The following is a 23,624-nucleotide window of genomic DNA, read 5'->3' on the forward strand; positions in this document are numbered from 1 at the left end:
CCCGGGACGGCCCCCACAACTTGTGTCGGATTGTTGTGACGGACTCCACTTCGAAAGATGCTCCGACGCTGTCACACACGAGGCCGCTGTCCGGTCGACCACTGCCTATGATCTCGCCCGTCCGCTGCCGCAGGAGGTCCCATGTCTTCGCTCGGACACCAGCTCGCCACGTCCGTTCTCGTGGTGGGAGCCGGTGGGTCAGGCCTCCGAGCGGCCATCGAAGTCGCCGAGGCCGGCATCGCGGTCATCGCGGTGGCCAAACACACGGCCGACGATGTGCATACTGTGACGACTTCCGGACGCCTGACCGAGGCAGCCCGCACCACCGGCTCCGAAGAAACGTGGGAACGGCACGCAGCTGACACATTGCGAGCGGGGCACTCGCTGGCCGACCCGCGCACCGCACAGGTCGTGGCCCGCCACGCCGCGCAGGGATTCCACGACGTGGGGCGCTACGGCATGCGCCTCGACCGGCAGGGTCGCGGCGCAGCCGCCCGGCACCGGTTCGGCGACCACCCGTACCGCCGTGCCGCGTTCGCCGACGAGCACACCGGCCTGGAGGTGCGGCGAACGCTCCGGGAACGCGCCGAGCAGCTCGCCGTTCCCGTCTTGTCGAACGTGTACGTCACCCGGTTGCTGGTCGACGACGGGACGGTCTTCGGTGCCTATGGGTTCGACCTCGTCGACGGCTCGCACTACCTTGTGCACGCCGACTCCGTGATCCTCGCTACCGGGGGGCACACGCGCATCTGGCGGCACACGTCGTCGCGTCGGGGCGAGAACACCGGCGACACCTTCCGCCTCGCCGTCGAGGCCGGCGCCCGGTTGCGCGATCCCGAGCTGGTGCAGTTCCACCCCTTCGGGCTGATGAGGCCGGATAACGCGGCCGGCACGCCCGTCAGCGAGGCGGCACGCGACGAGGGCGGGGTCCTCCTCAACAACCTCGGTGAGCGGTTCATGACGCGCTATGACGCCGAGCGGATGGAGCTCTGCAACCGGGACAGGATCACGCTGGCGTCCTACACGGAGATCAAGGAGGGCCGCGGCACCCGGGCCGGCGGCGTGTGGCTCGACCTGTCTCACCTGCCGCGTGAGACGGTACTGACGCGGCTGCCGCGGGTGCACCAGACGCTGTTGGACCTTCAGATGCTCGACATCACCCGTGACCCGATCGAGGTCGCGCCGACCGCCCAGTACTCCATGGGCGGTGTCTGGGTACGGCCCGACGACCACAGCACCGATGTCGACGGGCTCTTCGTGGTCGGGGAGGCGGCCAGTGGTCTGCACGGTGCGGACCGGCTGGAGGAGAACTCGCTGATCGAAGTACTCGTCTACGGCCGGATCGCCGGCCGGGCCGCGGCGGAGTACTCGGCCGGGCTCACCTCCCAGCAACGGTCGCCGGCGGCGGTTCGCGCCGCGGAGGCGGACGTGAGCCGGCTGGTGGCCGCCGACGGTGACCAGAACGTCCGCGCGCTGCAACGGTCGGTGCGGCACCTGATGACGGAGCGCGCCGGTGTCGTCCGGGACGAGGCCGGACTCGCCGCCGGGCTCGCCGAACTCGATGCGATCGAGGCCCGCATGGCGTACGTGGGCGTGCACATCGACATCGGCGGCTTCCAGGACCTCGCGTACGCCTTCGACCTCAGGTCCGCCGTTCTCGCCGCTCGCGCGACACTTCTTTGCGCGTTGGAGCGGCGGGAGACACGGGGTTGTCACAACCGGTCCGACCACCCCGATGTCGACCCCGACCTGCACGTCAATCTGGTGTGGTCCCCGGCGACCGGGGTGCGCCGCGAACCCGTCCCGCCCATCCCCACCCACATCGCCGAGTTGATGCACGGCGTCCCGGCCGACGCGCAGTTGCTCGAGTAGGAGTCCCGGGAGCCGGCGGGTGGGCGTCGCAGCCTTCTGCCGGCGCCCGCGACGCCGACCTGGCCGGCGACCTCGTGCTGGACGCGGGGCAGGACGGCACCCCGGCAGCGCCCGCCACGCTCCTCACGGTCTGCCCGGTACGTACGCTCCCCCGGCGTTCGGCAGGAGGGCCAGCAGGCGCAGGTTGGTGTGGCTCTCGGTGCCCGGTGTCGCGGTGTAGACCACGAGCCGCTGGGACTGGTCGGAGTCGACCAGCGTCTGGCAGTGCAGTTCCAACGTCCCGACCTGGGGGTGCAGGAAGCGTTTGGAGGCGCAGTAGGGTCCCAGTACGGGGCGCTCGCGCCAGATCCCGGCGAACTCGGGGCTTTCCCTGTTCAGCGCGTCCACGAGTTCGGCGGCACGCGAGTCGCCGCCGTCGCGGATGTAGACGCCGTGGAGGTCCGCCACCATCAGACGGCTCTGCTCGGCGTGGTCTTCCCCGGGGTGGACCAGGCGGGCGACCGGGTCGGTGAACCAGCGGTAGTGGGCACTGCGCGCCGGTCCGGTGTAGGCCGTCTCGTCACCCAGCAGCGCCACCGCCGGGCGCGTCTGTCTCAGCGTCTCGCCCAGGTGGTTCACCACCTGGGCGGGGGTGTCCTCCAGCCGGTCCAGGATGCGCATCATCCCCGGGTTGATGTGGTCGGCGCGCCGCACCCGGCGAGGCAGGGCGTGACCGGCGAGCTGGAAGAGGAGATCACGCTCCTCCAGTGACAGGTGCAGTCCGCGGGCCATCGCGGCGAGCATCTGTTCCGAGGGGTGGGGACCCCGTGGCTGTTCGAGCCGGCTGTAGTAGTCCACCGACATGTCGCACAGTGCCGCGACTTCCTCGCGGCGCAGCCCTCCGGTACGCCTGCGGCGCCCGCGGGGCAGTCCGACGTCCTCCGGCTGGAGGGCCTCGCGGCGCGCCCGCAGGAAGGCCGCCAGTGCTGCCCGATCTGCCATGGCTGTCCTTTCTCACGGGACGGTGCCGTCCCCGACGGGATTGCCGGTCCGTGGATGTCCTGACCGGGGCTTGCGGGAGGAAGCGCCGTCTCGACCGCGGCCTTGACGGAGTACTCCGGGCAGATGAGCAACGCGGCCAGGACCACTCATTCCCCGCCACAGTGTGCCGTCCCGCACCCCGCGAGCGCAGGGACGGCATCCCTGACGGCGTCGGCGGCCGTGCGAGGGGGAGTCCCTCCACGGCCGCGCCGCCCCGGGAGGAGCGTCGGCGTCCCGGCTCGCCTCCCGGGGTGATGGCGACGCGGTGTGTCAGCGGGTGATCGCCTTGGTCTCGAGGAACTCCTCGAGACCGACACGGCCCATCTCCCGGCCGTTGCCGGACTGCTTGTACCCGCCGAACGGTGCCTGGAAGTTGTACGCTCCACCGTTGACATCGACCTGGCCGACGCGCAAGCGCCGGGCGATCGCCATGGCGTGCTCCTCGTCACCGGTCACCGCACCGTTGAGGCCGTAGATCGTGCCGTTGGCGATCTCGACGGCGTGGTCGTCGTCGACGTAGGGGATGACGACGAGGACAGGGCCGAAGATCTCCTCCTGGGCGATGACGGACTCGGGGTCGACGTCGGAGAAGATCGTGGGCCTGACGTAGGCACCGGTCTCGAAGCCCTCCGGCCGGCCGGGGCCGCCGACCACGAGCGTGGCGCCGTCGGAGATGGCACGCCGGATGTAGTCGTCGACGCGCCGGCGCTGGGTCTCCGAGGCGAGCGGGCCGATCCGTGTGCCCTCGTCGGCGGGGTCACCGACGACGTACTCCTTGGCCGCGTCCCGCAGCTTCTCGACCACGGTCTCCTGAAGGCACTCGGGCACCAGCATGCGCGTGTAGGCGCCGCAGGCCTGACCGCCGTTGGCCCAGGCATAAGCCAGACCGCGATGGACCGCGAAGTCGAGGTCGGCCTCGGGAAGGACGATGTGGGCCGCCTTGCCGCCCAGTTCCAGCGCGACGCGTTTGACCGTGCCGGAGGCGGCGACGGAGACGTTTCTGCCGGCACGGGTGGACCCGGTGAAGGAGATCATGTCGATCTTCGGATGGCGGGAGAGTGCCTCGCCGACCACCGGGCCGGTGCCCTGCACCACGTTGAACACCCCGTCCGGCAGACCCGCCTCGGTGGCGATCTCAGCGAACATACGGGCGCTCAGTGGGCTGTTCTCCGAGGGCTTGAGGACGACAGTGTTGCCCGCCAGCATCGCGGGGACGACCTTGGTCACCAGTTGCTGAAGCGGGAAGTTCCACGGGGTGATGGCCCCCACCACGCCGATGGGTTCGCGGATGACGAGCGAGTTCTCGACCACCTCCGTCCACTCGAACCGCTCGGCCGTCGTGATCGCGGCCAAGGTCGACGCGACCGGGAACCCCACCTGCGCCTGCCGGGAGAACCCGATCGGGGCGCCCATCTCCAGGGTGATGGTGGCGGCCAGCTCCTCGGAATGCTGCTGAAGGCCCTCGGCCAGGCGCCGCATGAAGGCCGCCCGCTGCTGCGGGGACGTCGACGCCCATCCCGGGAAGGCGGCACGCGCGGCGTCCACCGCCCTGTCCACGTCCTCGGCCGTGCCTTCGGGCACCGCGGCGATCACCGACTCGTCGGCGGGATTCATCACGTCGGTCAACGGTCCGGAACCCCGGAGAGGGCGGCCGTCGATCCAGTGGGACGGCGTGGGGAAAGGAACCGCAGGGTTTTCGTTCATGCCGCCCAGAGAACATCGGCCATCACGAGGCATCCATGCCTTCCCGTGCCCATGATCCGCGTCACTTGCATGCCATGCCGCGCCCGTTCCAGCCGGGAAGGTTCCCTTTGCTGCATGCCGACCCGAAACGGCCTAGTATCGCGGAAGGTCGTGCGTATGGTGGGTGAGGATCGTATTGGGGCAGCTACGCGGGCGGCGCAGCGAGCGCGGGCACGTGGCGGCGTGGGCGCGGCAGCGGCCTTCCTCGCACGTGCCGCCGTTCTGACCCCGGAACCCGGACTCAGGGCGGCGCGCGCCGTTGACGCCGCGCAGGCGAAGCTGCGTGCCGGTGCGCCCGACGCCGTGCAGGAGCTCTTGCTGCTGGCCGAAGGGGGGACATCTGGACGCGCTCGATCGATCTCGCGTGGATCTGCTGCGGGCGCGGATCGCGTTCGCCTCGAACCGCGGCGGTGAGGTGTCCGCGCTTCTGCTGGCCGCCGCACGCCGGCTGGTGCCGCTCGACGCCGCCCTGGCCCGGGAGACGTTCCTGGACGCGTTTTCGGCCGCCATGTTCGCCGGGCGCCTCGCCACCGGCATCGACATACGGACGATGGCGGCCACCGCACGCCAGGCACTGCCGCAGGCGTTGCCCCCAGCGCGGCGGTCGGATGTGACTGGTTCGCTCCTGGACGCCTTGGCGGTCCGGTTCGCCCGGGGGTACGGCAGGGCCGTGAACCTCTCGCGGCAGGCCGTGCGGTGGCTCCTGCGGGAGACCGATGCCGGGGAGGTGCTGCGCTGGTCCTGGCTCGCCTTGGCCGTTGCCGCCGAGATGTGGGACGACCAGGGTTGGACGGAACTGGCGGCACGTCATGTGCGGACCGCCCAGACCGTCGGTGCGCTGAGCGAGCTGCCACTCGCGCTCAACTCACAGGTCGTCGTGCACTGTTTCGCCGGTGAACTGGACGCGGCGGCGCAGCTCGTCGCGGAGATTCCGCCGATACAGGAGTCGGTCGGCGACCTCGCGCCCTACGGCGCGCCGGCGCTGGCGGCCTGGCAGGGCGACGAATCCCGTGCGGAGGAACTGATCCGGGCCGGCACGGACGACGCCGCAGCCCGTGGTGAAGGGATCGGCGTGAGCATCGCACAATGGGCGAGAGCGGTGCTCTGCAACGGTTCGCGCGTGTACGGACCGGTACGCGCGGCGGCCGGCCTGGCCGCCGCGCACGCACAGGACCTGGCCGCCGCCGACTGGGGACTGTCCGAGCTGGTCGAGGCCGCCGTGCGCAGTGGCGAGCGAGGCACGGCCGCCCTCGCACTGGAGCGGCTGACCGAGACGACCGGTGCCGCCGGCACGGACTGGGCGCTGGGCATCGGGGCCCGCGCTCAGGCGCTCCTCGCCGAGAACGACGCGGCCGAGTCGTTCTACCGCGAGACGACCGAGCGACTCGGTCGTACCCGCATCCGCATGGAGCTGACCCGGGCACATCTGCTGTACGGGGGAATGGCTGCGCCGCGAGAACCGTCGCGACGACGCTCGCACCCAACTGCGGGAGGCCATGAGATGTTCACCCGGTTCGGCGCCGGTGCCTTCGCCCAGCGCACCGGTCGCGAGTTGCAGGCCATCGGTGAGACGGTAGCCAGGCGTGTCATCACCGCTTCCGCGGAGCTCACCGCTCAGGAAGCACAGATCGCGGGTCTGGCGCGGGACGGGCTCACCGATCCGGAGATCGGGTCCCAGCTGTTCATCAGCCCCCACACCGTCGAGTGGCACCTGCGCAAGGTCTTCGTCAAACTCGGCATCACCTCCCGCAGGCAGCTCCGCACCACCCTCACCGACCGTCCCACAGCCACGCCGGCCTAGGCGGGCGGGAGGTGCCGTCGGCCACCCACCTGGGGCTCTTCGCCGTCCTGCGACCACATCGACCACGAAGGCGCCGCCAGGTCACGGCAGCCGTCCAGGCTCATGCGCCCCAGGGTGTCCAGCAGAATCCTCCGCACCTCGATGTGCTCGACCTCCACCGGCATACCGCCTCGCGCGCACCTCTCCTGAGGGCTGTTGGCGCGCTCCATGGCGACGTGCACGGCGCCGGCGACGTCTAGAGCTTCGTCGACCACGTAGTACATCCGGATCACACGGGTCCCGTCGGGCCGGAACGGCACGCCGATCAGCCATTTCACAGGCTGCGTGGGCACAGAGCGTAGGAAGGTCCGAGGGCCGCGCGCCGTCTGGTCTGCCTCGCGGAGAGCGGAGCCGGTGGCCAGGGCGCCGTCCCCTGCGGTGAGCCCTGCACAGTCGGCCTCCGGAAGGCTGGGGTGGTCCCTCTCGAGCAGCATGTGACCTCCTCTCCGCGTTCGATGTCAGCCGGTTGATCCCCAGCCGGAACATCAGCGCGAATGCCAAAAAATGCAGCTTCTTACCCCTTTGACTGAATGGGGCCGGTCCGTGTGACAAGCCGACCCGGACAGCAGGCGGCGGCCGGTCATCATCGGAATGCGCTCGTCCGCTGAGCGTCCGAGCGTGATCCGTCACCGATCCACCACGGGTCCACCACGGACCACTACGAACCCGCCTACGGCCTCCGCGGGGTGCGATCGGTCACACCCGGGTGTGACCTTGGGGTCTGCCGCCCTTCGGGGCGCCATCCCGTCGAGCGAAGGAGCCGGTCGTGAAGCCGTATCCGACCAGAGCCAGGCCGGCCCGGGACATTCCGGGCATGATGGCCCGCCCGGCCGCCGACGAACTCGGTGAGGCCGTGTCCGTGTTCGTCCGGGCCCCGGCCCGGACTGCTCAGGATCGCCCACCGCATCACCGGCGACGCGGTCGAAGCCGAGGACGTCCTCCAGGAGACATGGGTGCGGTGGCAGGGAACTGACCGGACGGTCGTGCTCAACCCACCGGCGCTGCTCAGGACGACGACGATCCGGCTCGCCGTCAATGTCGTCCAGTCCGCCCGCAGACGCCAGGAAACCTGCGTCGGCACCTGGCTGCCGGATTCGACGGACCACCAGGCCGGTCCGGACACGGTGGCCGAGTTGCAGGACGCCGTCGAACGAGCCGTCCTCCTGCTGATGCAGACTCTGACCCCGAGCCAACGCGCGGTGTACGTCCTTCGGGAAGGATTCGGCTACCCCTACTCCCGCATCTCCCAGATCCTGCACGTCAGCGCCACCAATGCCAGACAGCAGGTCTTCCGTGCGCAAGAGCGTCTCGCCGGCAGCCGACGGCCCCGGCCGGTGGACCCGGACGCACACCGACGGCTCGTGAGGGCCTTCCGCACGGCGGCCCGGTCGGGCGACCTCGTGCCCTTGGAGAGAGTGCTCGCCGCCGACGGCGCCCCCGCTGCTGTGTGTGGCGAGCGAGTGGAGATACGCTCTTGAGAAGCGGGGAAGACGGCTCGCTCCTCCCCCCGCCACGGCCAGCTGAGCCGCTCGTGGCGTTGTTATGCTCCCCCGCGTGCAGGGTTCAGGATGAGTGAGGACGATCCGGCGCGGCTACGTGGCCGGCGCCGCGAGTGTGATGCGCTCGAAGCGCTGATCCCGGAGGTGGAGGCGGGACGCAGCGCCGTACTGGTCCTGCGCGGTGACGCCGGAATCGGGAAGTCCGCTCTGCTGGACCACCTGGCGGCACGCGTCGCCGGGTACCGCGTCGCCCGTGCGGCGGGCGCCGAGTCGGAGATGGAGCTCCCCTTCGCGGGACTGCACCAGTTGTGCGCCCCGTTCCTCGGCCGCGTCGACTCCCTTCCGCCCCCGCAGAAAGAAGCGCTGGCGACGGCGTTCGGGCTCAGCACAGGACCGCCTCCGGACCGGTTCCTGGTCGGTCTGGCCGTACTCGGACTGCTCACCGAAGTGGCCGCCGAGCAGCCGTTGTTCTGCCTCGTGGACGACGCCCAGTGGCTGGACCGGGTCTCCGCGCACACGCTGGCGTTCGTAGCGCGACGGATACTCGCCGAACCGCTGGCACTGGTCTTCGCCTCCCGTGAACAACGAGGACGCGACGAGTGGGCCGGCCTGCCCGAGCTGAGACTCGACGGCCTCGACGACGCCGACGCGCGCGCACTCCTGGACGCGGCGGCCGACGGCCCGATGGACGAGCGGATCCGTGACCGCGTCCTCGCCGAAGCACACGGCAACCCCCTCGCCCTGCTGGAACTCCCCCGCGGCCGCATCGGGACGGGGCCGGCCGACGGGCTGGACCTGCCCGATCCCGGACCGGTGACCGGCCGTATCGAGCGAAGCTACCTCACGCAGGTCCGCTCGCTGCCGGCCGCGACGCAACGCCTGCTGCTGCTCGCCGCCGCCGAGCCGGTTGGTGATGCGGCGCTGCTCAGGCGTGCCGCCGAGCAACTGGACATCGACTCCGCCGCGGCCGGCCCGGCGGTGACGGCGGGGTTGCTCGACATCGGGGCTCTGGTGCGTTTCAGGCATCCGCTCCTGCGCTCCGCGATCTACCGGTCGGCCGGGCTGGCGGAGCTGCGGGAGATCCACCGCGTCCTGGCGGAGGCGACCGACCCCGACCTCGACCCGAACCGCCGCGCGTGGCACCTGGCGCGGGCGATGGTGCGGCCGGACGAGGCGGTCGCCGCCGAGCTGGAGTCCTCGGCCGGGCGGGCGCTGGCCCGAGGCGACACCGCCGCCGCGGCGGCGTTCCTCGCACACGCGGCCGTACTGACGCCTCACCCGCGGCGCAAGGCGACGCGCGCCCTTGCCGCGGCTCAGGCGAAACTCCGCGCCGGTGAGCCCGCTGCGGCGCGCGATCTGCTGGCGCTGGCCGGGAGCGGCGTCCTGGACGCACTCGGTCGCGCCCGCGTGGACCTCCTCCAGGCCCGGATCGCCTTCGCCTCCAGCCGGGACGAAGAGGCGCTCCCCCTTCTGCTGGCCACCGCGCGGCGCCTGGTGCCACTCGATGCAGGCCTGGCTCGCGAAACCTTTCTGGACGCCCTGTCGGCCGCCATCTTCGCCGGACGCCTCGCCTCCGGCACGCACGTACGCGAGGTGGCGGCGACCGCGCGGACGACGTTGCCGCCTGTCACGAAACCGCCGCGCACTGCCGATCTGCTTCTGGACGCCTTGGCCATCCGCTTCACCGTCGGATACCGCGAGGCGGTTGCCGCCTCGCGCGAAGCGGTACGGGCGCTGCGCCGTGAGAACGACCCGGAGGAAATCCTGCGCTTGTCGTGGCCGGCTTCGGCGCTGGCTGCCGAGATGTGGGACGACGAGGGCTGGACGGAGCTGGTGACACGCCAGGTCCGGACCGCACGGGCCGTCGGCGCGCTGGCCGAGCTGCCCCTCGCACTCAACTCGCGGGTCGTCCTCCACACGTGCGCCGGTGAACTGGACGCGGCGGCACTGCTCATAGCGGAGATCGCCCGGGTGCAGGAGGCGGCCGGCACCAGCTTCGCGCCGTACGGCACGATGACGCTTGCCGCCTGGCAGGGTCGCGCACACGAGGCCGCTCCGCTGATCGAGGCCGGCACGGACGAGGCCGTGCACCGCGGTGAGGGCCTCGGCGTGGCCATCGGACTGCGGGCGGCAGCCGTGCTCAACAACGGCCTGGGCAGATACGAGGAGGCCTTCGATGCAGCCCGTCTGGCGACCGCGCACCAGCAGGACCTGATCGCGGCCAACTGGGGACTGGTCGAACTGGTGGAAGCCGCAGCGCGCAGCGGTCGCCACGACGCGGCCAAGGTCGCACTGGACCGGCTGACCCGGGTCACAGACGCCGCCGCCACGAACTGGGCGCTGGGTGTCCAGGCGCGCTCCCGGGCGCTGCTCGGCCGAGGCCACGCGGCCGAAGAGCTGTACCGCGAGGCGATCGAACGACTCGGACGTACCCGCACCGGAGTGGAGCTGGCCCGGGCCCACCTGCTCTACGGGGAGTGGCTGCGGCGGGAGAGCCGTCGCGTGGACGCCCGGGAACACCTGCGCGAGGCACACGCCCTCTTCAGCCGCTTCGGTGCGGGCGCGTTCGCCGAACGCGCCGTCCGCGAGTTGCGGGCCACAGGTGAGACGGTGACCCGGCGCGACGGTGTCGCCGCGCAGACACTGACCGCCCAGGAGACCCAGATCGCGCAGCTGGCCCGGGAGGGTCTGACCAACTCAGAGATCGGCGCGCAGCTGTTCCTCAGTCCGCACACCGTGGAATGGCACCTGCGGAAGGTGTACGCCAAGCTAGGCATCCCCTCCCGGCGGCACCTGCACACGGCGCTGTGACCCGACGTCTCGACGCTGGGAGCGCCGGCGTGGCGACCCCGCGGAACGAGCGGTCGGGGGCCTGCTCGCCGCCGACGGACGACGGCTCCTGCGCCCGCGCACGAGGGCGGCCCCTGAACCGTGGGAGCCACCCCCGTCGCCGGTCACCGACCGATTGTCATGGCCCGCCCCAGGAGGCGAGGTGTTCGTCGAACGTCCGGCGGCACTGGACGTACTCCCCACGCGGCAGCAGGCCGCCTCGCGACATGGCATTGCCCATCTTGCCGGGAAGTCTCACCGGCACGACGAGCCGCCGCCGGCCCCGCGAGCGCAGAATACGGCGCGTCATCTCCACCATGTCCAGCCGGTCGGGCCCCGCGATCTCCCGTGCCATGCCGGAAGGGCCCTGTACCGCGTGCTCGACGAGCTTCTCGGCGACGTCCTGGGCGGCGACGGGCTGGGTGAGCATCCTCGGCATCATGACCACCGGTGACCGGTTGTCCAACAGCGGCTCGGGGAACTCGAAGAACTGGGTGGCACGGAGCACCGTCCACGGCACGCCTCCGTCGCGGACCAGTGCTTCCTGAACGCGCTTGCCGAAGTAGTACCCGAAATCCACCTCGTCGCTGCCGACGATCGACAAAGTGACCAGATGCCCGATCCCGTTCGACCGGGCGGCAGCAAGCAGGTTGCCGGTGGCCCGGGAAAAGAAGTCGACCGCGGTCTTCCTCCTCGTCGTGACGATGTTCGTCACATCGATCACCGCATCACCGCCGGACAGCCCCTCTTCCAGGCCGACGCCGGTGGCCAGGTCCACGCCGTGCGAACGGGCGAGAATCACAGGTCGGTGTCCCGCGGCCCGCAGCTCCGCCACGACGAACTTCCCCACCATGCCGGTTCCTCCGGCCACGGCCACCTGCATGTGATTGCCTCCTCGTAACGACCACGGTTCCCGGCTGCGCCCTACAGACAAGGCAGGCGCTCCCGCTGTGACACGACGAGGTGGGGCTGGCCGCTCTCACGCCGTCGGGGTGGGCGGCCACTCGGTGAGCACGGTGCGCAGCTGCCGGCGGAGGGTGATGCCGAGCTTGGCGAACACCTTGCGCAGAGGCCACTCGACTGTGTGCGGGCTGAGGAACAACTGCGCGCCGATCTCCGGATTCGTCAGCCCGTCCCGGGCCAGACCCGCGATCTGCGCTTCCTGAAAGGTCAAGGCCGCCGGAGCCGCCGCACCGCGCCGGGCCACCGCTTCCCCCGTCGCCCGCAGCTCACGGGCGGCACGCCCGGCGAACGCACCCGCGCCGAACGATCCGGCTGCGGACGTTCGCGTCGAGTGTCCCGGGTATCACCGACCGCAGCAAGGCGAGAGCCTCGTCCTCCCCCAGCCCGTCAAGCATCAGTTCCGGTAGCCCGTCGAGCACCCGCTCGCTGTATGGCTCCCGCACCGCGAAGACCAAGCCGACCCACTCCGCCGTCAGGCGTCGCGCGACGAATCCGAGCACCTGCAAGGAGGCACGATCGAGCCACCGCGCATCGTCCACCAGGCAGATCAGTGGCCGCTTGCGGGCCACCTCCGCCAACTGGTTCAAGATGGCCAGCCCAAGCAAAAACAGGTTCGGCGGCGGGCCTTTGGCGAGGCCGAAGGCGGTGTCGAGCGCCTCACGTTGCGGAGCAAAGAGGTGGTCGATGTCGTCGAGCAGCGGGCCGCAGAGCTGGTGCAGTCCGGCGAACGGCAGCTCCATCTAGGCCTCGCTGCCCCCGGCACGGGCCGTCCGGCAGTCGGGCACGTTGGCCGCCAGATGGTCCAGGAGGGCGGTCTTGCCGATGCCGGCCTCCCCGCGCACCACGATGACGGCGCTCCGGCCGACTCGTACCTTCGCCGCCAACTCATCCATGATCTGACATTCACGGCTGCGTCCGAGCACCACGCACACTCCGCACTGTGCGAAACGGCAGTGACCGTTTCGGGAGTACTCCTGCTGATCTGGGCCGAGTCGCTGTCGACGACTGGGTACGGGTGCCGCTTCCACGGCCGCCCCCGGCCTCCGGGGCGGGCTCGGCAGCAGGCCGGGTCACACGCTGCCAGGGCCCGTCGTGCGGATCGGCCCGGCTGCGAAGTGCGGAACTTCCGGGCGGCGCCGGGATGGTCCGAAGGCCTGCCCTAACCGTTCGCCGGCCTGCCGAGCGGGGCGCTCATGGGTTCGCCGGCGTCGCTCAGGAGTACCTGCTCGAGACGGGCCAGGTCACCCACCTGTGCGGCCGCGAGCAACGCCTGCACCAGCCGGCGGTGGGCGACGACATCCACGGGCTGCCGTCGGCACGGTGCATCGAGACGCTGCCGTGCACGGGTGACCTCCTGCCTGGCGTTGGCGACGGAGAGGTGCAGGAGCCCGGCGATCCGGTCGTACGGGTATCCGAACCCCTGCCGGAGGACGAACACGGCGCGCTGCCGGGGTGTCAGCGTCTCCAGCAACAGGGCAACCGCTCGCTCCACGGCGTCCTGCCGCTCGGCCACCGCGTCCGGGGTGGCATCGGGGTCCGGCGGATCCGGAAGCCACGGGGTGGCGCAGCACTCCCGCCGTCTGCGAGCCGACTGGAGCACGTTGATCGCCACCCGGGCGGTGATCGTCCGCAGCAGCGCCGACGGGCTGTGCACGGCTGTGCGGTCGGTACGCTGCAACCGCACCCATACCTCCTGCATCACGTCTTCGGCCTCGCTCACGTTGCCGAGGATCCGATAGGCAATGTTGATCAACGAGGGCCGGGCCTGCAGGAACACGGACACCGCGCCCTCCAGATCGTCGATCGCCGAGGCCACCGCGCAACTGTCCTGCACCGGCGAGCGCCTGCGTTCCCTCAGGTACGTGTCCACGGTCGGCTCCTCCGCTGGAGTGGGTGAGCGACGTCGGAACGCCGCGCGATCAACCCTCGTGCGGCAGCGCGGCGACCGCGCCATTGAGAACCCGTGGGAGGCTGCGTGGTGGTGCCCTGGTGATGCCGTGGTGGGGCCGCGGCGCACCGCGGCAGGGGGCTCGGGGCAGCACTGCGCTGTCCCGCGCCGGCCTGTCACACACGCGTGCGCCGCTCGGTCTGTGCGTAAGAGGGATGAGCCACCCGGTCCCCGCACCTCGGTCGAGAGGAAGACCCATGACCACCCGCATCGTGTCCATTGCCGAAGGCAGACGGCTCACCCGCTCCATCGCGGTCGGCCCTCACACCCTGACGGCCGACGAACCCGAGCCCATCAGCACCGACACGGGTCCCACCCCGGGTGAGCTGCTCCTGGCAGCGCTGGGGTCCTGCACTTCCATGGCCGTGCAGGCGCTGGCCGACCGGCACGGCTGGGCACTCGACCGCATCGACGTGGCCGTACGGTTCGGTGATCAGGGGCGCATCGTCAAGAACGTCGGTTTGACCGGCGACCTGGAGCCGGCGCAGCGGGAGCAGTTGCTGGCTGCCGCCGGGCGCTGTCCCATTCACCGCCTGTTGACCAGGGAGGTCAAGATCGTCACCGTACCCACGTTGCTGGCGGAGCCGGACGTGTCCCCCGCCTAGCCGCGCCCCCGGCGACCGGGCCCGCCCGGAAACCGGGCGGGTCAGGACGTCGCCGGCATCCCTTCGAGGTGCACGGAGCCGATCTCCTTGCGGGAGGAGATCCCCAGCTTCGCGAAGATCTTCCGCAAATGCCATTCGACTGTGTGCGGGCTGAGAAACAGCCGTGCGCCGATCTCCGGGTTCGTGAAGCCGCGCTGGGCGAGTCGCGCGATCTCGACTTCTTTCGCTGTGAGGACCGCCGGCGTCGCCGAGGCGCGTTTGCGCACTTTCACGCCCACGGCCTGCAACTCGCGTCGAGCACGCTCCGCGAATGCCTCGGCCCCGGCGTCGCCGAGCAGCGTGTGCGCCTCGCTCAGCTGGGAACGGGCCTCGGCCTGTCGCTGTTCCAGGCGCAGCCACTCACCGTAGCGAAGCCGTGCCCGTGCGCCGTCCATCCGGGCCTGTGCCGTGTCGAGCCGCTCGATCGCTTCCCGGTGCAGGACGTCGGCGGCCTGCCCCTCGCTCACCAGGGCACGAGTGGCGGCCGAGATGCCGAGCGCCCAGTCGGTTCCGCTGACCCGGGCCATCTCCTCGATCGTCCGCACAGCCTCGGCCACCTGCGCGGTCCGCCCCAGTCGTACGGCCGCTTCGACGAGTTCGACCCGGGACTGGAGGGACAGTCCGAGTTCCTGCGGGTTCTCGCATCCACACTCGGCGGCGGCGAAGGCCTCCTCGTATCGGCCGAGGCCGTTGTAGAGGACCGCCGCCGCCCACTGGGTCGCCGTCGTCACCTTGCCCTCGTCCCGCAGGAGACGGTCGTGCGTGAGGGTTTCGATCGCCTGCCGGGTCGTGGACTCCCGTCCCTTGAAGGGCTCCACGACGAGTGCTCCGTAGTGCGCGAAGAAGCTGCTGCCCGTGGCTTCACCGATCGCGTTCGCTTCCACGGCCAGGGAATCAGCGCCGCGGAGGTCGCCGGCGAACACCCGGTTCGACAGGCGCAGGAGGAGGGCCGAGGGCAAGACGGCGAGCGCTCCGTTGCCGCGGGCGAGGTCGACCAGCCGTGCCGAGAGCTCGGACCAGGCGGCGAAGTCCCAGGTGCTGTGTGCCATGCGGCACACGAGCGGAAGCCATCCCAGACCTTCCTCCCGGGAGAGTCCTCCCGTGCGGAACGCGTCGACGGCCTCCCGGAGGATCGGCGCACCCGCGGAGTATCCCTCGGTGATCACCCGTGCGAGACCGGTCAGGAGAAGACCTTCACGGCTCTCGGTGTCGACGTGGCCCGGCGCACTCAGCACCGCCTCGGCGACGTCGCGGACCCCGCCCGTGGCCAGCCGGCCCGCGGTCAGGGCCGCGTAGATCGCGTCCCGGTACGTCTCACCGGCGAGTACGGCGTCGTACGGCTGGAGCCGCTTGGCCGCTTCGAGCAACAGCGGCAGGCCGGCGCTGGCGCTCTTGGCCGCGGACATGATCTGTCCCCGGAGCAAGGTCGCCCGTGCGGCTCCGACCTCGTCGAGATGGCTCAGTTCCGCGGCATCGACCAGTTCCCGTGCCACGTCGAAGGTGCCCGCCTGGTATTTGGCCCGCGCCGCGGCCAATGCCCTGGCTCCGCGGCGTACGGGATCCGGAGTCAGTTCGGTGGCCCGATGCAGGAAGGCTGCCGCCGCCGCGACCCCGCCGCGCGCGTGCGCCCGCCCGGCGGATCCCTCCAGTTCGGCGGCCACGGCCTCGTCCGGTCCCGTGGCCGCGCTCGCCAGGTGCCATACGCGGCGTTCGGGATAGACGCTCGCGTCGATCGAGTCGGCCAGAGCCGCGTGCACGCGCCGACGTTCCTCGAAGCCGACGGCGCGGTACGCCGCAGAGCGAACCAGCGGGTGGCGGAAGCGCACCCACGTGCCAAGCGTCATCAGTCCCGACGCCTCGGCGTGGGTCACGGCGGTGTCCACGGAGATTCCCAAGCGCTCGGCTGCGTCCCGCAGCAGGGCCACGTCACCGACCGGCTCGATGGCGGCGATGAGCAGCAGTTGTTGCGCCTCCGAGGGAAGCGACTGGATCCTTCGGAGGAAGCCCGCCTCGATCTGGCTGGACAGGGGCCGGGCACCGGGCCCTCCGAAACCTCCGGCCATCTCGACGGCGGTCAGGCCTCGCGGCAGCTCCAGGAGAGCCAGCGGATTGCCGCGCGTCTCGGCGATGATGCGGTCGCGCACACGCTGGTCGAGCGGCCCGGTGACGACGGAGTCGAGGAGTCTGCGGGAATCGCGCTCGTTCAATCCACGCACAGCAAGCTCCGGCAGGTCGGCGAGAATCTCGCGGGAGCCGGACTCGCGGACGGCCAGTACGAGCAGAACCGATTCGGCAAGCAGCCGACGAGCGACGAATCCCAGAATCTGGGCCGACACACGGTCCAGCCACTGCGCGTCGTCGACCAGGCAGAGCAACGGCTCATCGCCGGCGGCCCCGGCGAGCAGACTCAAGGTGGCCAGACCGACAAGGAACCGGTCGGGCGCATCACCGACCTGCATTCCGAACGCGGTGCGCAGTGCGTTGCGTTGCGGCTCGGGAAGATCATCGAGTTGGGACAGCAGCGGAGCGCAGAGCTGATGCAGCCCGGCGTAGGAAAGCTCCATCTCGGACTGCACTCCGGCCGCCCTGACGACGCGGCATCCGGTGGCACGGTCGCGCAGGTGGTTCAGCAGCTCGGTCTTCCCGATGCCCGCCTCACCGCGCAGCACCAGAACCCCGCTTCGCCCGGTCCTGGCCTGCGCGAGGAGGTCATCGAGAACCTTGCACTCGTCCCGCCGCCCGAAGAGTCCGGTCCCTGCTCCGTCCCTCGCCATGACAGCCTCCCCGCTGCCACGATACCTTGGCGTTCAAGGACGTCGAGCCTGTCCCGAACATGCCGCTCCCCGTTTGACGGCGCGGGGATCAGGCCACCGATCCCACGACGACGGCCGTGCACACGAACGTCAACACGGTGATCACCGCCATGGCGATCAGTGTTCCGCGCAGCCATCGCCCGAACCGGATGTTGTTCGCCGTCTCGGCCGCGCCGACACTGTCGGCGATGTACTTCGTCACCATGCGGGCGACGTACTTCTGCTCCTCGAGATACCACAGCTCGATATCCCTCTTCTGTTCGTGGGCCAGCCCGTCCATCCTCTCGGTGAAGGCCGTCACACGTTGGCGAGCAGCACTGAGATGAGCCTCCCGGTACAGATAGGCCTCTATGTCGACCAGTCCACGAGCTGCCTGTTTGTTCATGTTCATGATGCGTTCCCAGAGTCGGTGGCCCGGTGCTCGGCACCTGGACCGGGCTGCGGGGGCGCAACGGCCGTCGGCGCGTGCTCCCTCGACGCGCCTGCGGGCGGCCGACCGCTCACTCGATCGGCCTCCCGGTGGGATCCGGTGCGCTGGGAGCCAGCGGTTCAGCTGGTCGCCTGCGCCGCCTCGTTGATCAGGCGCGCGACGTCACCGGGACGCGAGACGCTGACCGCGTGGGAGGCGGTGACGCTCACCACGGTGGCCTTCGCGCGCTCGGCCATGAAGATCTGTGCCTGGGCCGGGATGTTCCGGTCCTCGGTGGCCACAAGAACCCACGACGGGACGTTCGTCCACGCCGGGGTGGAGGCACCCTCCGCCAGCGCGACGTCGGCCACGGGTCGCTGGGTCGCGGCCAAGACCGCCGTGGTCTCCTCCGGAACGTCGGCGGCGAACTGCTGGTGGAACTTGCTCTTCTCGATGTAGAGATCCGTGACCTGACTGCCGTCCGGCAGGGTAACCGGTACCGGATGGAGCGCCTCCCCCAGCGTACTGCCCGGGAACTTGCCGGAGAGGGTGACCGCGCTCTCGCCCTCGTCCGGCAGGAAGGCCGCGACGAAGACGAGTGCCATGACGTTGTCGAGGCTGCTGGCAGCGTTGCTGATCACCGAGCCACCGTAGGAGTGGCCGGCAAGGACCACAGGGCCGTCGATGGAGGCCACGAGTTGTCTGACGTACACGCTGTCTCCGGCCAGTCCGCGTAGCGGATTACTCGCGGCCACCACCGGATAGCCGTGCGAGTGGAGCTTTTCGACGACACCGTTCCAACTGGAAGAATCTGCGAATGCGCCATGGACGAGGACGATGGTCGGCTTCTGTGCACTCATGAGAGTGGCCTTTCGTTTTGCCAGTGAAGTACACCGGTGAAGCGCTAATGAAATACGCGCCCCATCTGGGCGTACGACCATGCTGTATCGCGGTACGCTGCGATGTCTGGAATTTATCCGCGAAATGCCGCGAGGGTGATCAGTCGGTGCCCAGGGCCTTGCGCAGGACGTGGACGGCCTGCTCGATCGCCGCGGTCGAGGCCTGCGTTCCGCGGACCGGGTTCAGCATCATGAAGTCGTGCAGGCTGGCGTTGTAGCGGATGCTGGTCGTCGGCACGCCTGCTTGGATCAGCTTGCGGGCGTACGCTTCGCCCTCGTCGCGCAGTACGTCGTTCTCGTCGACCACGACGAACGCCGGCGGCAGCCCCTGGAGGTCTTCCAGGGTCGCGCGCAGGGGCGAGGCCGTGATCTGATCGCGCTCGGCCGGGTCGGTGGTGTAGGCGTTCCAGAACCACTCCATGGCCTTCGCCGTGAGGTGCGGACCGTGGGCGAAGACCCGGTAGCTCTCGGTGTCCTGCCCGGCGTCGGTGACGGGGTAGTACAGCGACTGGTGCAGGAAGGTGACGTCGCCGCGCCGCTTGGCCAGGTGGGTCAGGGCGGCGCTCATGTTGCCGCCGACGGAGTCACCAGCGACGACCAGACGGGAGCCGTCCAGACCCTCTTCGACGCCCTTGGTGGTGACCCACTGGGCGGTGGCGTACGCCTGCTCGATGGCGACGGGGTACTTCGTCTCTGGCGAGCGGTCGTACTCGACGAAGACCAGGGCCGCCTCCGCGCCCACGGCCAGTTCGCGCACCAGGCGGTCGTGGGTGCCGGCGTTGCCGAGGATCCAGCCGCCGCCGTGCACGTAGAGGATCACGGGCAGGACACCGGTGCTGCCGACGGGCTTGATGATGCGCACCCTCACGTCACCGACCTCGGCGGGGACGGTGATCCACTTCTCGTCCACGTCGAGCTTGTCGATCGGGCCGGACTGGACATCGTCGAGCAGCTTGCGGGCGCCCTCGACACCGAGTTCGTAAAGCAGCGGCGGCTTGGCGGCCGCGTCGGCGAATTCCTGGGCGGCGGGCTCGAGAATGATGTCGCTCACGGCATACTCCTTGCGAGGTGGTGGGTTTCGGAAGACTTTCCACCTCATGAGACCGGGCCGGGAGTCGATGTGTGACGCGTCGGCGAAAACGGCGCGTAAATCGCTCACCGGCCACGGCCTTTCTCAAGGGATCATGTGCAGGCCCGAGCCGACTGGTCCGGCGTCGTCAGTCAGAGGCCGGCCGGGTGGGGTCGGTGGGCCTCGGCAGCAGGAAGCCGTCGACGTACAGATCGACGTGCTCGTTGTAGAACGCGGTCAGTCCGGCGATGCGGTTGGCGTGGATGGTCGGGAAGTCGTACATCCAGGCGATGTCCTCGTGGGAGGCGGTGTCGCTGTCGAACGACCAGTAGCTGCTCGTCGTCCCCTTGTAGGGGCATCGGCTCACCGTGTCGGAGCGCCGCAACTTGGTCCAGTCGATGGCCGCACGGTCGAGGTAGTAGCGGGTCGGCAGACCGGTCTCGAACAACTTGACGCAGTTGGGGGCCTCCGCCAGCACCACGCCGTCCACCTCGACTCTGACGCTGCTGCCGGAGCGCAGGGCGTCCACGCGGGAGTACGGGCTCCGGGGATGAACGAAGACCGGCTCGTCCTCCTCGAACCAGGAGTCCAGCGCCTCCCACTCGAAGCGCACGGTGTCGTGCAGGGGTCCCGGGGCGCCCTCTCCCCAGACCCACGCCGCCCCCGATCGGACCTCCGAGCCGACCCGCAGGGTGTGACGGTGCGCTGGGCCGGCACCGAGGTGCTCCATGTGCTTGTCGTCGTCGAGCACACCGTCCACCAGGTCCTCGAGCGGGATGCTGAACTGGGGATAGGCCTGCCACTCCCAGACGTACAGCGCGCGGCGGGTGTCGAAGACGACACGTCCGCCGATCATTCCCCGGATGCGGCGAGGTACGGGCTCGACGTGCCCGACCGGGACGATGAGGCTCGGGTGCAGGACACTCTCGGTTGCCATGGTGATCACCTTGGATTCGCTGAATGGTGCGCTCGCCGTGCCCGGTGTCTGCGGTCCCAGGATGACCGCCCTCGGGCCGACGGGCTTCACATGCTTGTGTCGTCACACGGTGCTGCGGATGGTGTTGTCACACCGATCCGGACCGCGTCCTGGTCCGACGGGAGTGACTCGATGACCGACGATGTCACAGATCGACGGGGCTCCCGGTCAGTGAGCTGTAACTGTTCCACACCTGAGGAGATCCGTCATGGACGCGCGTATCAACTACTTCGGCAACGCCCTGGCCGGCAAGGTCATGAAGCACCTCAATTCGGCCGGCGCGGCGGTGCACTCGGCTCTCCCGGTCGCCACTCAGGAGCTGGTGAAGATTCGTGCCAGCCAGATCAACGGCTGCGGCTTCTGCACCGACATGCACACCAAGGACGCCGCCGCCGCGGGTGAGGAGCAGCAGCGTCTGAACCTGGTGGCCGTGTGGCGCGAGGCCACCGTCTTCACGGAGGCCGAGCGCGCGGCGCTTGAGCTGGCCGAGCAGGGCACGCGCATCGCGGACGGCGCGGCCGGCGTGTCGGACGAGGCATGGGCGAACGCCACGAAGCACTACGACGAGGACCAGCTCGTCGCGCTGATCTCGCTGATCGCCGTCATCAACGCCTACAACCGCATCAACGTCATCAACCGGCAGCCCGCCGGCGACTACAAGCCCGGCATGTTCGGCTGAGTCAGCCGCCCCGGCTCGGCCGGCCGCAGGACCGTCCCTCGCCTGGTCGCCCCGACCTTCGACCAGGCGACGGACGCCGCCCTGTCCGGTCGAACGGTGTCCGCCCGGCTGCGCGGCGCCCGGAGCGACCGCCGCGGGCAACGGAATGCAGAGGGCTCCCGTGTCAGAACGCGACGCACTCGCCCCTCTGCGACGAGTCAGCACCGACGTGCTGGAAGTCGCCTACCACGAGACGGGTTCCGCCGGTGACGACACCGTGCTGCTCCTGCAGCGACATCCGCAGCTACGCGGACGTCGCCCCGCTGCTCGCCGAGAGCGGGTTCAGGGTCGTCGTCCCTTATCTGCGGGGCCACGGGCCCACCAGGTTCCTGTCCGAGTCGACTCAGCGCTCGGGTCAGCAGGCCGCTCTGGGAGCCGACGTCGTCGCCTTCCTGGACGCCCTGGGCGTGGAGCGGGCCTACCTCGCCGGATACGACTGGGGCGGGCGCGCCGCCAACGTCGCCGCGGCCCTGTGGCCCGAGCGCGTTCTGGGGCTGGTCTCGGTCAACAGCTACCTTATCCAGGACATCGGCGCGGCGATGGAACCCGTCGCACCCGAACGGGAAGCGGGCTTCTGGTACTTCTACTACTTCCTCACTGAGCGGGGCCGGGCCGGTCTGGCCGCCGACCCGCAGGGGGTCGCCCGGGTCATCTGGAAGCGGAACTCCCCCAAGTGGCCGTTCCGCGAGGAGCTGTGCGTGCCCGTCGCGCTGCGCCACGTCCCGGAGTCCGTGGGCATGCCCCGGGCGGCCGGGGACGTCACGGTCGGCACGGAGGGCCGGCGCGCACCGGTTTCGACGTCCCAGGCGCCGTCCTGGGCGCTCTGGCGCTCGCCCTGGTCACCTACGCGCTGACCGAGGCCCGGGACGGCGGACCGGCGGCCGTCGGCGCGGCCGTCGCCGGCGTCGTGGCGGGTGCCGTGCTCCTCCGCGTGGAGCGGCGCAGCAGCGATCCGATGATGCCGTTGTCGATCTTCTCGTCCCGGCAGTTCACCGCTGTCAACCTGATCACGCTGTACGTCTACGCGGGCACGGGCGGGTTCTTCTTCCTGACCGCTCTGCAACTGCAGATCGTCGTCGGGTACTCGGCGCTCGGCAGCCGGGGCGGCCATGCTGCCCAACACCGTGCTGATGCTGCTGTTCTCTTCCCACTCCGGGATGCTCGCCCGGCGGCTGGGGCCGCGGACACCGCTCACCGTCGGCCCGCTGGTGTGCGGAGCGGGCATGCTGATGATGCGGCGAGTGGGTCCGGGCGCGTCATACGTCCACCACGTCCTCCCCGCCCTGCTGGTGATGGGAGCCGGCATGGTCGTCATGGTCGCTCCGCTGACCGTGACCTTGCTGTCCTCGGTGGATGCCTCGAACGCCGGGCTGGCCAGCGGCATCAACAACGCCGCGGCCCATGCGGCCGGACTGGTGTCCGTGGCGGCGCTGCCCCTGCTGGTCGGGATGGGACCGGACGCCTACCGGTCGGACGCGGCCTTCGACACGTCGTTCAGCCGGGCCATGCCGCTGTGCGCGGGCCTGCTGGCCGTCGGTGCGGCCGTGGCCTTCGGCACGCTGCGGCAGACCGCCGCGGCTTCTCATCCGCTGCACGGGCGGACACACGGCTGGCTGATGGAGCCGCCGCTGGTGTCCCGCTTCGCCCATCACCGGGCCGCCGAATGACAACTTGCCGGGACCACCGGCTGTCACACCGGCGGATGCCCGCCGGTCTCGTTGTAGAGAGGACCGCTGCTCAGCGGTTCGCGCCGGCGCGTCGTTACGCGTCGGCCACAGGAAAGGAGCCAGATATGTCGTACCCGTACCCGGAGCAGAAGTACTGGGGAGAAGACGGTGAAGTCAGCGCCGTCTTCCGGCCGGCCACCACGCCGCCGGACCTCGGTGAGAGCGGTACCGGGCAGGACGCCACCCACTATCTGGCGACCACTGGTACCACGCGGGGCGAGTTCGGGCTGTACAGGGTGGAGATGCGGCCCAGGGCGGGCGGCCCCAAGACGCACTTCCACAAGCGGATTTCGGAGTCCTTCTACATCCTGGACGGCACGGTGCGCCTGTTCAACGGTGTGGAGTGGGTCGACGCGCGCAAGGGAGACTTCCTGCACGTGCCCCAGGGCGGGCTGCACGCCTTCCGGAACGACTCCGACGCCCCGGCCGACATGCTTCTCCTGTTCACCCCGGGCGCCCCGCGCGAGGAGTACTTCGAGCAGGTGTCGCAGCTGGCGCACGCCTCGGAGGAGGAGCGTGCCGCGTTCTTCGACAAGCACGACTCGTACTTCGTGGAATAGGGGACACCGACAGGCGGGGGGACAGGGGGGGGGTGTCCAGACGGGGGGGCGACCCGCATGATTGGGGGAGTGGATGTGTCGGTGGTTTTGTACGG

The 23,624-nt window shown here is 70.2% G+C and carries 20 protein-coding genes and 2 pseudogenes; 9 read left to right on the forward strand and 13 right to left on the reverse strand.

The window, feature by feature from the left end; all coding sequences use genetic code 11:
* Positions 1–141: 141 nt before the first annotated feature.
* Positions 142–1,872, forward strand: coding sequence for an FAD-binding protein (locus tag ACZ7L1_RS33915; protein ID WP_471442793.1), 1,731 nt, complete (start codon positions 142–144; stop codon positions 1,870–1,872).
* A gap of 123 nt (positions 1,873–1,995) precedes the next feature.
* On the opposite strand, the gene ACZ7L1_RS33920 is transcribed toward ACZ7L1_RS33915, so the two are convergent.
* Together ACZ7L1_RS33920 and ACZ7L1_RS33925 are read right to left on the reverse strand one after the other, a co-directional pair.
* Positions 1,996–2,853, reverse strand: a complete 858-nt coding sequence (locus tag ACZ7L1_RS33920) for a helix-turn-helix transcriptional regulator (RefSeq protein ID WP_471442795.1) — start codon at positions 2,851–2,853, stop codon at positions 1,996–1,998.
* Between the two features lie 309 nt (positions 2,854–3,162).
* Positions 3,163–4,629, reverse strand: a complete 1,467-nt coding sequence (locus tag ACZ7L1_RS33925) for an aldehyde dehydrogenase family protein (RefSeq protein ID WP_471442797.1) — start codon at positions 4,627–4,629, stop codon at positions 3,163–3,165.
* Positions 4,630–4,999: 370 nt separating this feature from the next.
* Between ACZ7L1_RS33925 and ACZ7L1_RS33930 the strand changes: the two genes are divergently transcribed.
* Positions 5,000–6,436, forward strand: coding sequence for a helix-turn-helix transcriptional regulator (locus ACZ7L1_RS33930; protein ID WP_471442799.1), 1,437 nt, complete (start codon positions 5,000–5,002; stop codon positions 6,434–6,436).
* Here ACZ7L1_RS33930 and ACZ7L1_RS33935 read toward each other — a convergent pair.
* Complete coding sequence (locus ACZ7L1_RS33935; protein ID WP_471442801.1) at positions 6,433–6,909, reverse strand: hypothetical protein; 477 nt, start codon at positions 6,907–6,909, stop codon at positions 6,433–6,435. The genes ACZ7L1_RS33930 and ACZ7L1_RS33935 overlap by 4 nt on opposite strands.
* Positions 6,910–7,320: 411 nt before the next feature.
* On the opposite strand from ACZ7L1_RS33935, the gene ACZ7L1_RS33940 reads away from it, so the two are divergent.
* The gene (locus tag ACZ7L1_RS33940) at positions 7,321–7,953 is read left to right on the forward strand and encodes a sigma-70 family RNA polymerase sigma factor (protein ID WP_471442803.1); all 633 of its coding nucleotides are present in this window, start codon (positions 7,321–7,323) and stop codon (positions 7,951–7,953) included.
* A gap of 90 nt (positions 7,954–8,043) precedes the next feature.
* Positions 8,044–10,785, forward strand: a complete 2,742-nt coding sequence (locus ACZ7L1_RS33945; RefSeq protein WP_471442805.1) for a helix-turn-helix transcriptional regulator — start codon at positions 8,044–8,046, stop codon at positions 10,783–10,785.
* 157 nt (positions 10,786–10,942) lie between these two features.
* On the opposite strand, the gene ACZ7L1_RS33950 is transcribed toward ACZ7L1_RS33945, so the two are convergent.
* The 5 genes from ACZ7L1_RS33950 to ACZ7L1_RS33970 form a co-directional block, all read right to left on the reverse strand.
* Positions 10,943–11,686 carry an SDR family oxidoreductase gene (locus ACZ7L1_RS33950; RefSeq protein ID WP_471442807.1) on the reverse strand — a complete coding sequence of 248 codons (744 nt, stop codon included), beginning with the start codon at positions 11,684–11,686 and terminating at the stop codon, positions 10,943–10,945.
* A gap of 96 nt (positions 11,687–11,782) precedes the next feature.
* Positions 11,783–11,977, reverse strand: a complete 195-nt coding sequence (locus tag ACZ7L1_RS33955) for a helix-turn-helix domain-containing protein (RefSeq protein ID WP_471442809.1) — start codon at positions 11,975–11,977, stop codon at positions 11,783–11,785.
* Positions 11,978–12,032: 55 nt separating this feature from the next.
* Positions 12,033–12,506, reverse strand: coding sequence for a hypothetical protein (locus ACZ7L1_RS33960; RefSeq protein WP_471442811.1), 474 nt, complete (start codon positions 12,504–12,506; stop codon positions 12,033–12,035).
* The gene (locus tag ACZ7L1_RS33965; RefSeq protein WP_471442813.1) at positions 12,507–12,659 is read right to left on the reverse strand and encodes a hypothetical protein; all 153 of its coding nucleotides are present in this window, start codon (positions 12,657–12,659) and stop codon (positions 12,507–12,509) included.
* A 266-nt stretch (positions 12,660–12,925) separates the two neighbouring features.
* A complete protein-coding gene (locus ACZ7L1_RS33970) occupies positions 12,926–13,636 on the reverse strand; it encodes a sigma-70 family RNA polymerase sigma factor (RefSeq protein WP_471442815.1) in 711 nt (236 codons plus the stop codon).
* A 275-nt stretch (positions 13,637–13,911) separates the two neighbouring features.
* Here ACZ7L1_RS33970 and ACZ7L1_RS33975 point away from each other — a divergent pair, with 275 nt between their 5' ends.
* Positions 13,912–14,319 (forward strand): OsmC family protein, encoded by a 408-nt coding sequence (locus ACZ7L1_RS33975; protein WP_471442817.1) that lies wholly within the window; start codon positions 13,912–13,914, stop codon positions 14,317–14,319.
* A 41-nt stretch (positions 14,320–14,360) separates the two neighbouring features.
* Here ACZ7L1_RS33975 and ACZ7L1_RS33980 read toward each other — a convergent pair whose 3' ends face one another.
* From ACZ7L1_RS33980 to ACZ7L1_RS34000, 5 genes are all read right to left on the reverse strand, one after another.
* Complete coding sequence (locus ACZ7L1_RS33980) at positions 14,361–17,132, reverse strand: ATP-binding protein (RefSeq protein ID WP_471442819.1); 2,772 nt, start codon at positions 17,130–17,132, stop codon at positions 14,361–14,363.
* Between the two features lie 88 nt (positions 17,133–17,220).
* Entirely contained in the window at positions 17,221–17,562 is a 342-nt protein-coding gene (locus ACZ7L1_RS33985) for a hypothetical protein (RefSeq protein ID WP_471442821.1), read from the reverse strand.
* Positions 17,563–17,720: 158 nt separating this feature from the next.
* Positions 17,721–18,440, reverse strand: coding sequence for an alpha/beta fold hydrolase (locus ACZ7L1_RS33990; RefSeq protein WP_471442823.1), 720 nt, complete (start codon positions 18,438–18,440; stop codon positions 17,721–17,723).
* Positions 18,441–18,579: 139 nt separating this feature from the next.
* Positions 18,580–19,530 (reverse strand): alpha/beta hydrolase, encoded by a 951-nt coding sequence (locus ACZ7L1_RS33995; protein WP_470863936.1) that lies wholly within the window; start codon positions 19,528–19,530, stop codon positions 18,580–18,582.
* A 166-nt stretch (positions 19,531–19,696) separates the two neighbouring features.
* Positions 19,697–20,485, reverse strand: a complete 789-nt coding sequence (locus ACZ7L1_RS34000; RefSeq protein ID WP_471442825.1) for a DUF427 domain-containing protein — start codon at positions 20,483–20,485, stop codon at positions 19,697–19,699.
* 247 nt (positions 20,486–20,732) lie between these two features.
* Between ACZ7L1_RS34000 and ACZ7L1_RS34005 the strand changes: the two genes are divergently transcribed.
* From ACZ7L1_RS34005 to ACZ7L1_RS34020, 4 genes and pseudogenes are all read left to right on the forward strand, one after another.
* Positions 20,733–21,203, forward strand: a complete 471-nt coding sequence (locus ACZ7L1_RS34005; RefSeq protein WP_470863940.1) for a carboxymuconolactone decarboxylase family protein — start codon at positions 20,733–20,735, stop codon at positions 21,201–21,203.
* Positions 21,204–21,448: 245 nt separating this feature from the next.
* Positions 21,449–21,790: pseudogene (locus ACZ7L1_RS34010) on the forward strand (alpha/beta fold hydrolase); the annotation flags it as partial.
* Between the two features lie 144 nt (positions 21,791–21,934).
* A pseudogene (locus tag ACZ7L1_RS34015) lies at positions 21,935–22,909 on the forward strand (MFS transporter); the annotation flags it as partial.
* Positions 22,910–23,034: 125 nt separating this feature from the next.
* On the forward strand, positions 23,035–23,529 hold the full coding sequence (locus tag ACZ7L1_RS34020) for a cupin domain-containing protein (RefSeq protein WP_471442827.1): 495 nt from the start codon (positions 23,035–23,037) through the stop codon (positions 23,527–23,529).
* The last annotated feature ends 95 nt before the right edge of the window (positions 23,530–23,624 follow it).

The organism is Streptomyces sp. NPDC107546 (genome assembly GCF_055639175.1).

Bases quoted from the DNA above. Each gene is read 5' to 3' on its own strand.
- ACZ7L1_RS33935 (WP_471442801.1), bottom strand. From the start codon at position 6,909: ATGCTGCTCGAGAGGGACCACCCCAGCCTTCCGGAGGCCGACTGTGCA.
- ACZ7L1_RS34000 (WP_471442825.1), bottom strand. From the start codon at position 20,485: ATGGCAACCGAGAGTGTCCTGCACCCGAGCCTCATCGTCCCGGTCGGG.
- ACZ7L1_RS33945 (WP_471442805.1), top strand. From the start codon at position 8,044: ATGAGTGAGGACGATCCGGCGCGGCTACGTGGCCGGCGCCGCGAGTGT.
- ACZ7L1_RS33975 (WP_471442817.1), top strand. From the start codon at position 13,912: ATGACCACCCGCATCGTGTCCATTGCCGAAGGCAGACGGCTCACCCGC.
- ACZ7L1_RS33950 (WP_471442807.1), bottom strand. From the start codon at position 11,686: ATGCAGGTGGCCGTGGCCGGAGGAACCGGCATGGTGGGGAAGTTCGTC.
- ACZ7L1_RS33920 (WP_471442795.1), bottom strand. From the start codon at position 2,853: ATGGCAGATCGGGCAGCACTGGCGGCCTTCCTGCGGGCGCGCCGCGAG.
- ACZ7L1_RS33965 (WP_471442813.1), bottom strand. From the start codon at position 12,659: ATGGATGAGTTGGCGGCGAAGGTACGAGTCGGCCGGAGCGCCGTCATC.
- ACZ7L1_RS33925 (WP_471442797.1), bottom strand. From the start codon at position 4,629: ATGCCTCGTGATGGCCGATGTTCTCTGGGCGGCATGAACGAAAACCCT.
- ACZ7L1_RS34020 (WP_471442827.1), top strand. From the start codon at position 23,035: ATGTCGTACCCGTACCCGGAGCAGAAGTACTGGGGAGAAGACGGTGAA.
- ACZ7L1_RS33990 (WP_471442823.1), bottom strand. From the start codon at position 18,440: ATGAGTGCACAGAAGCCGACCATCGTCCTCGTCCATGGCGCATTCGCA.
- ACZ7L1_RS33915 (WP_471442793.1), top strand. From the start codon at position 142: ATGTCTTCGCTCGGACACCAGCTCGCCACGTCCGTTCTCGTGGTGGGA.
- ACZ7L1_RS33960 (WP_471442811.1), bottom strand. From the start codon at position 12,506: ATGGAGCTGCCGTTCGCCGGACTGCACCAGCTCTGCGGCCCGCTGCTC.
- ACZ7L1_RS34005 (WP_470863940.1), top strand. From the start codon at position 20,733: ATGGACGCGCGTATCAACTACTTCGGCAACGCCCTGGCCGGCAAGGTC.
- ACZ7L1_RS33980 (WP_471442819.1), bottom strand. From the start codon at position 17,132: ATGGCGAGGGACGGAGCAGGGACCGGACTCTTCGGGCGGCGGGACGAG.
- ACZ7L1_RS33985 (WP_471442821.1), bottom strand. From the start codon at position 17,562: ATGAACATGAACAAACAGGCAGCTCGTGGACTGGTCGACATAGAGGCC.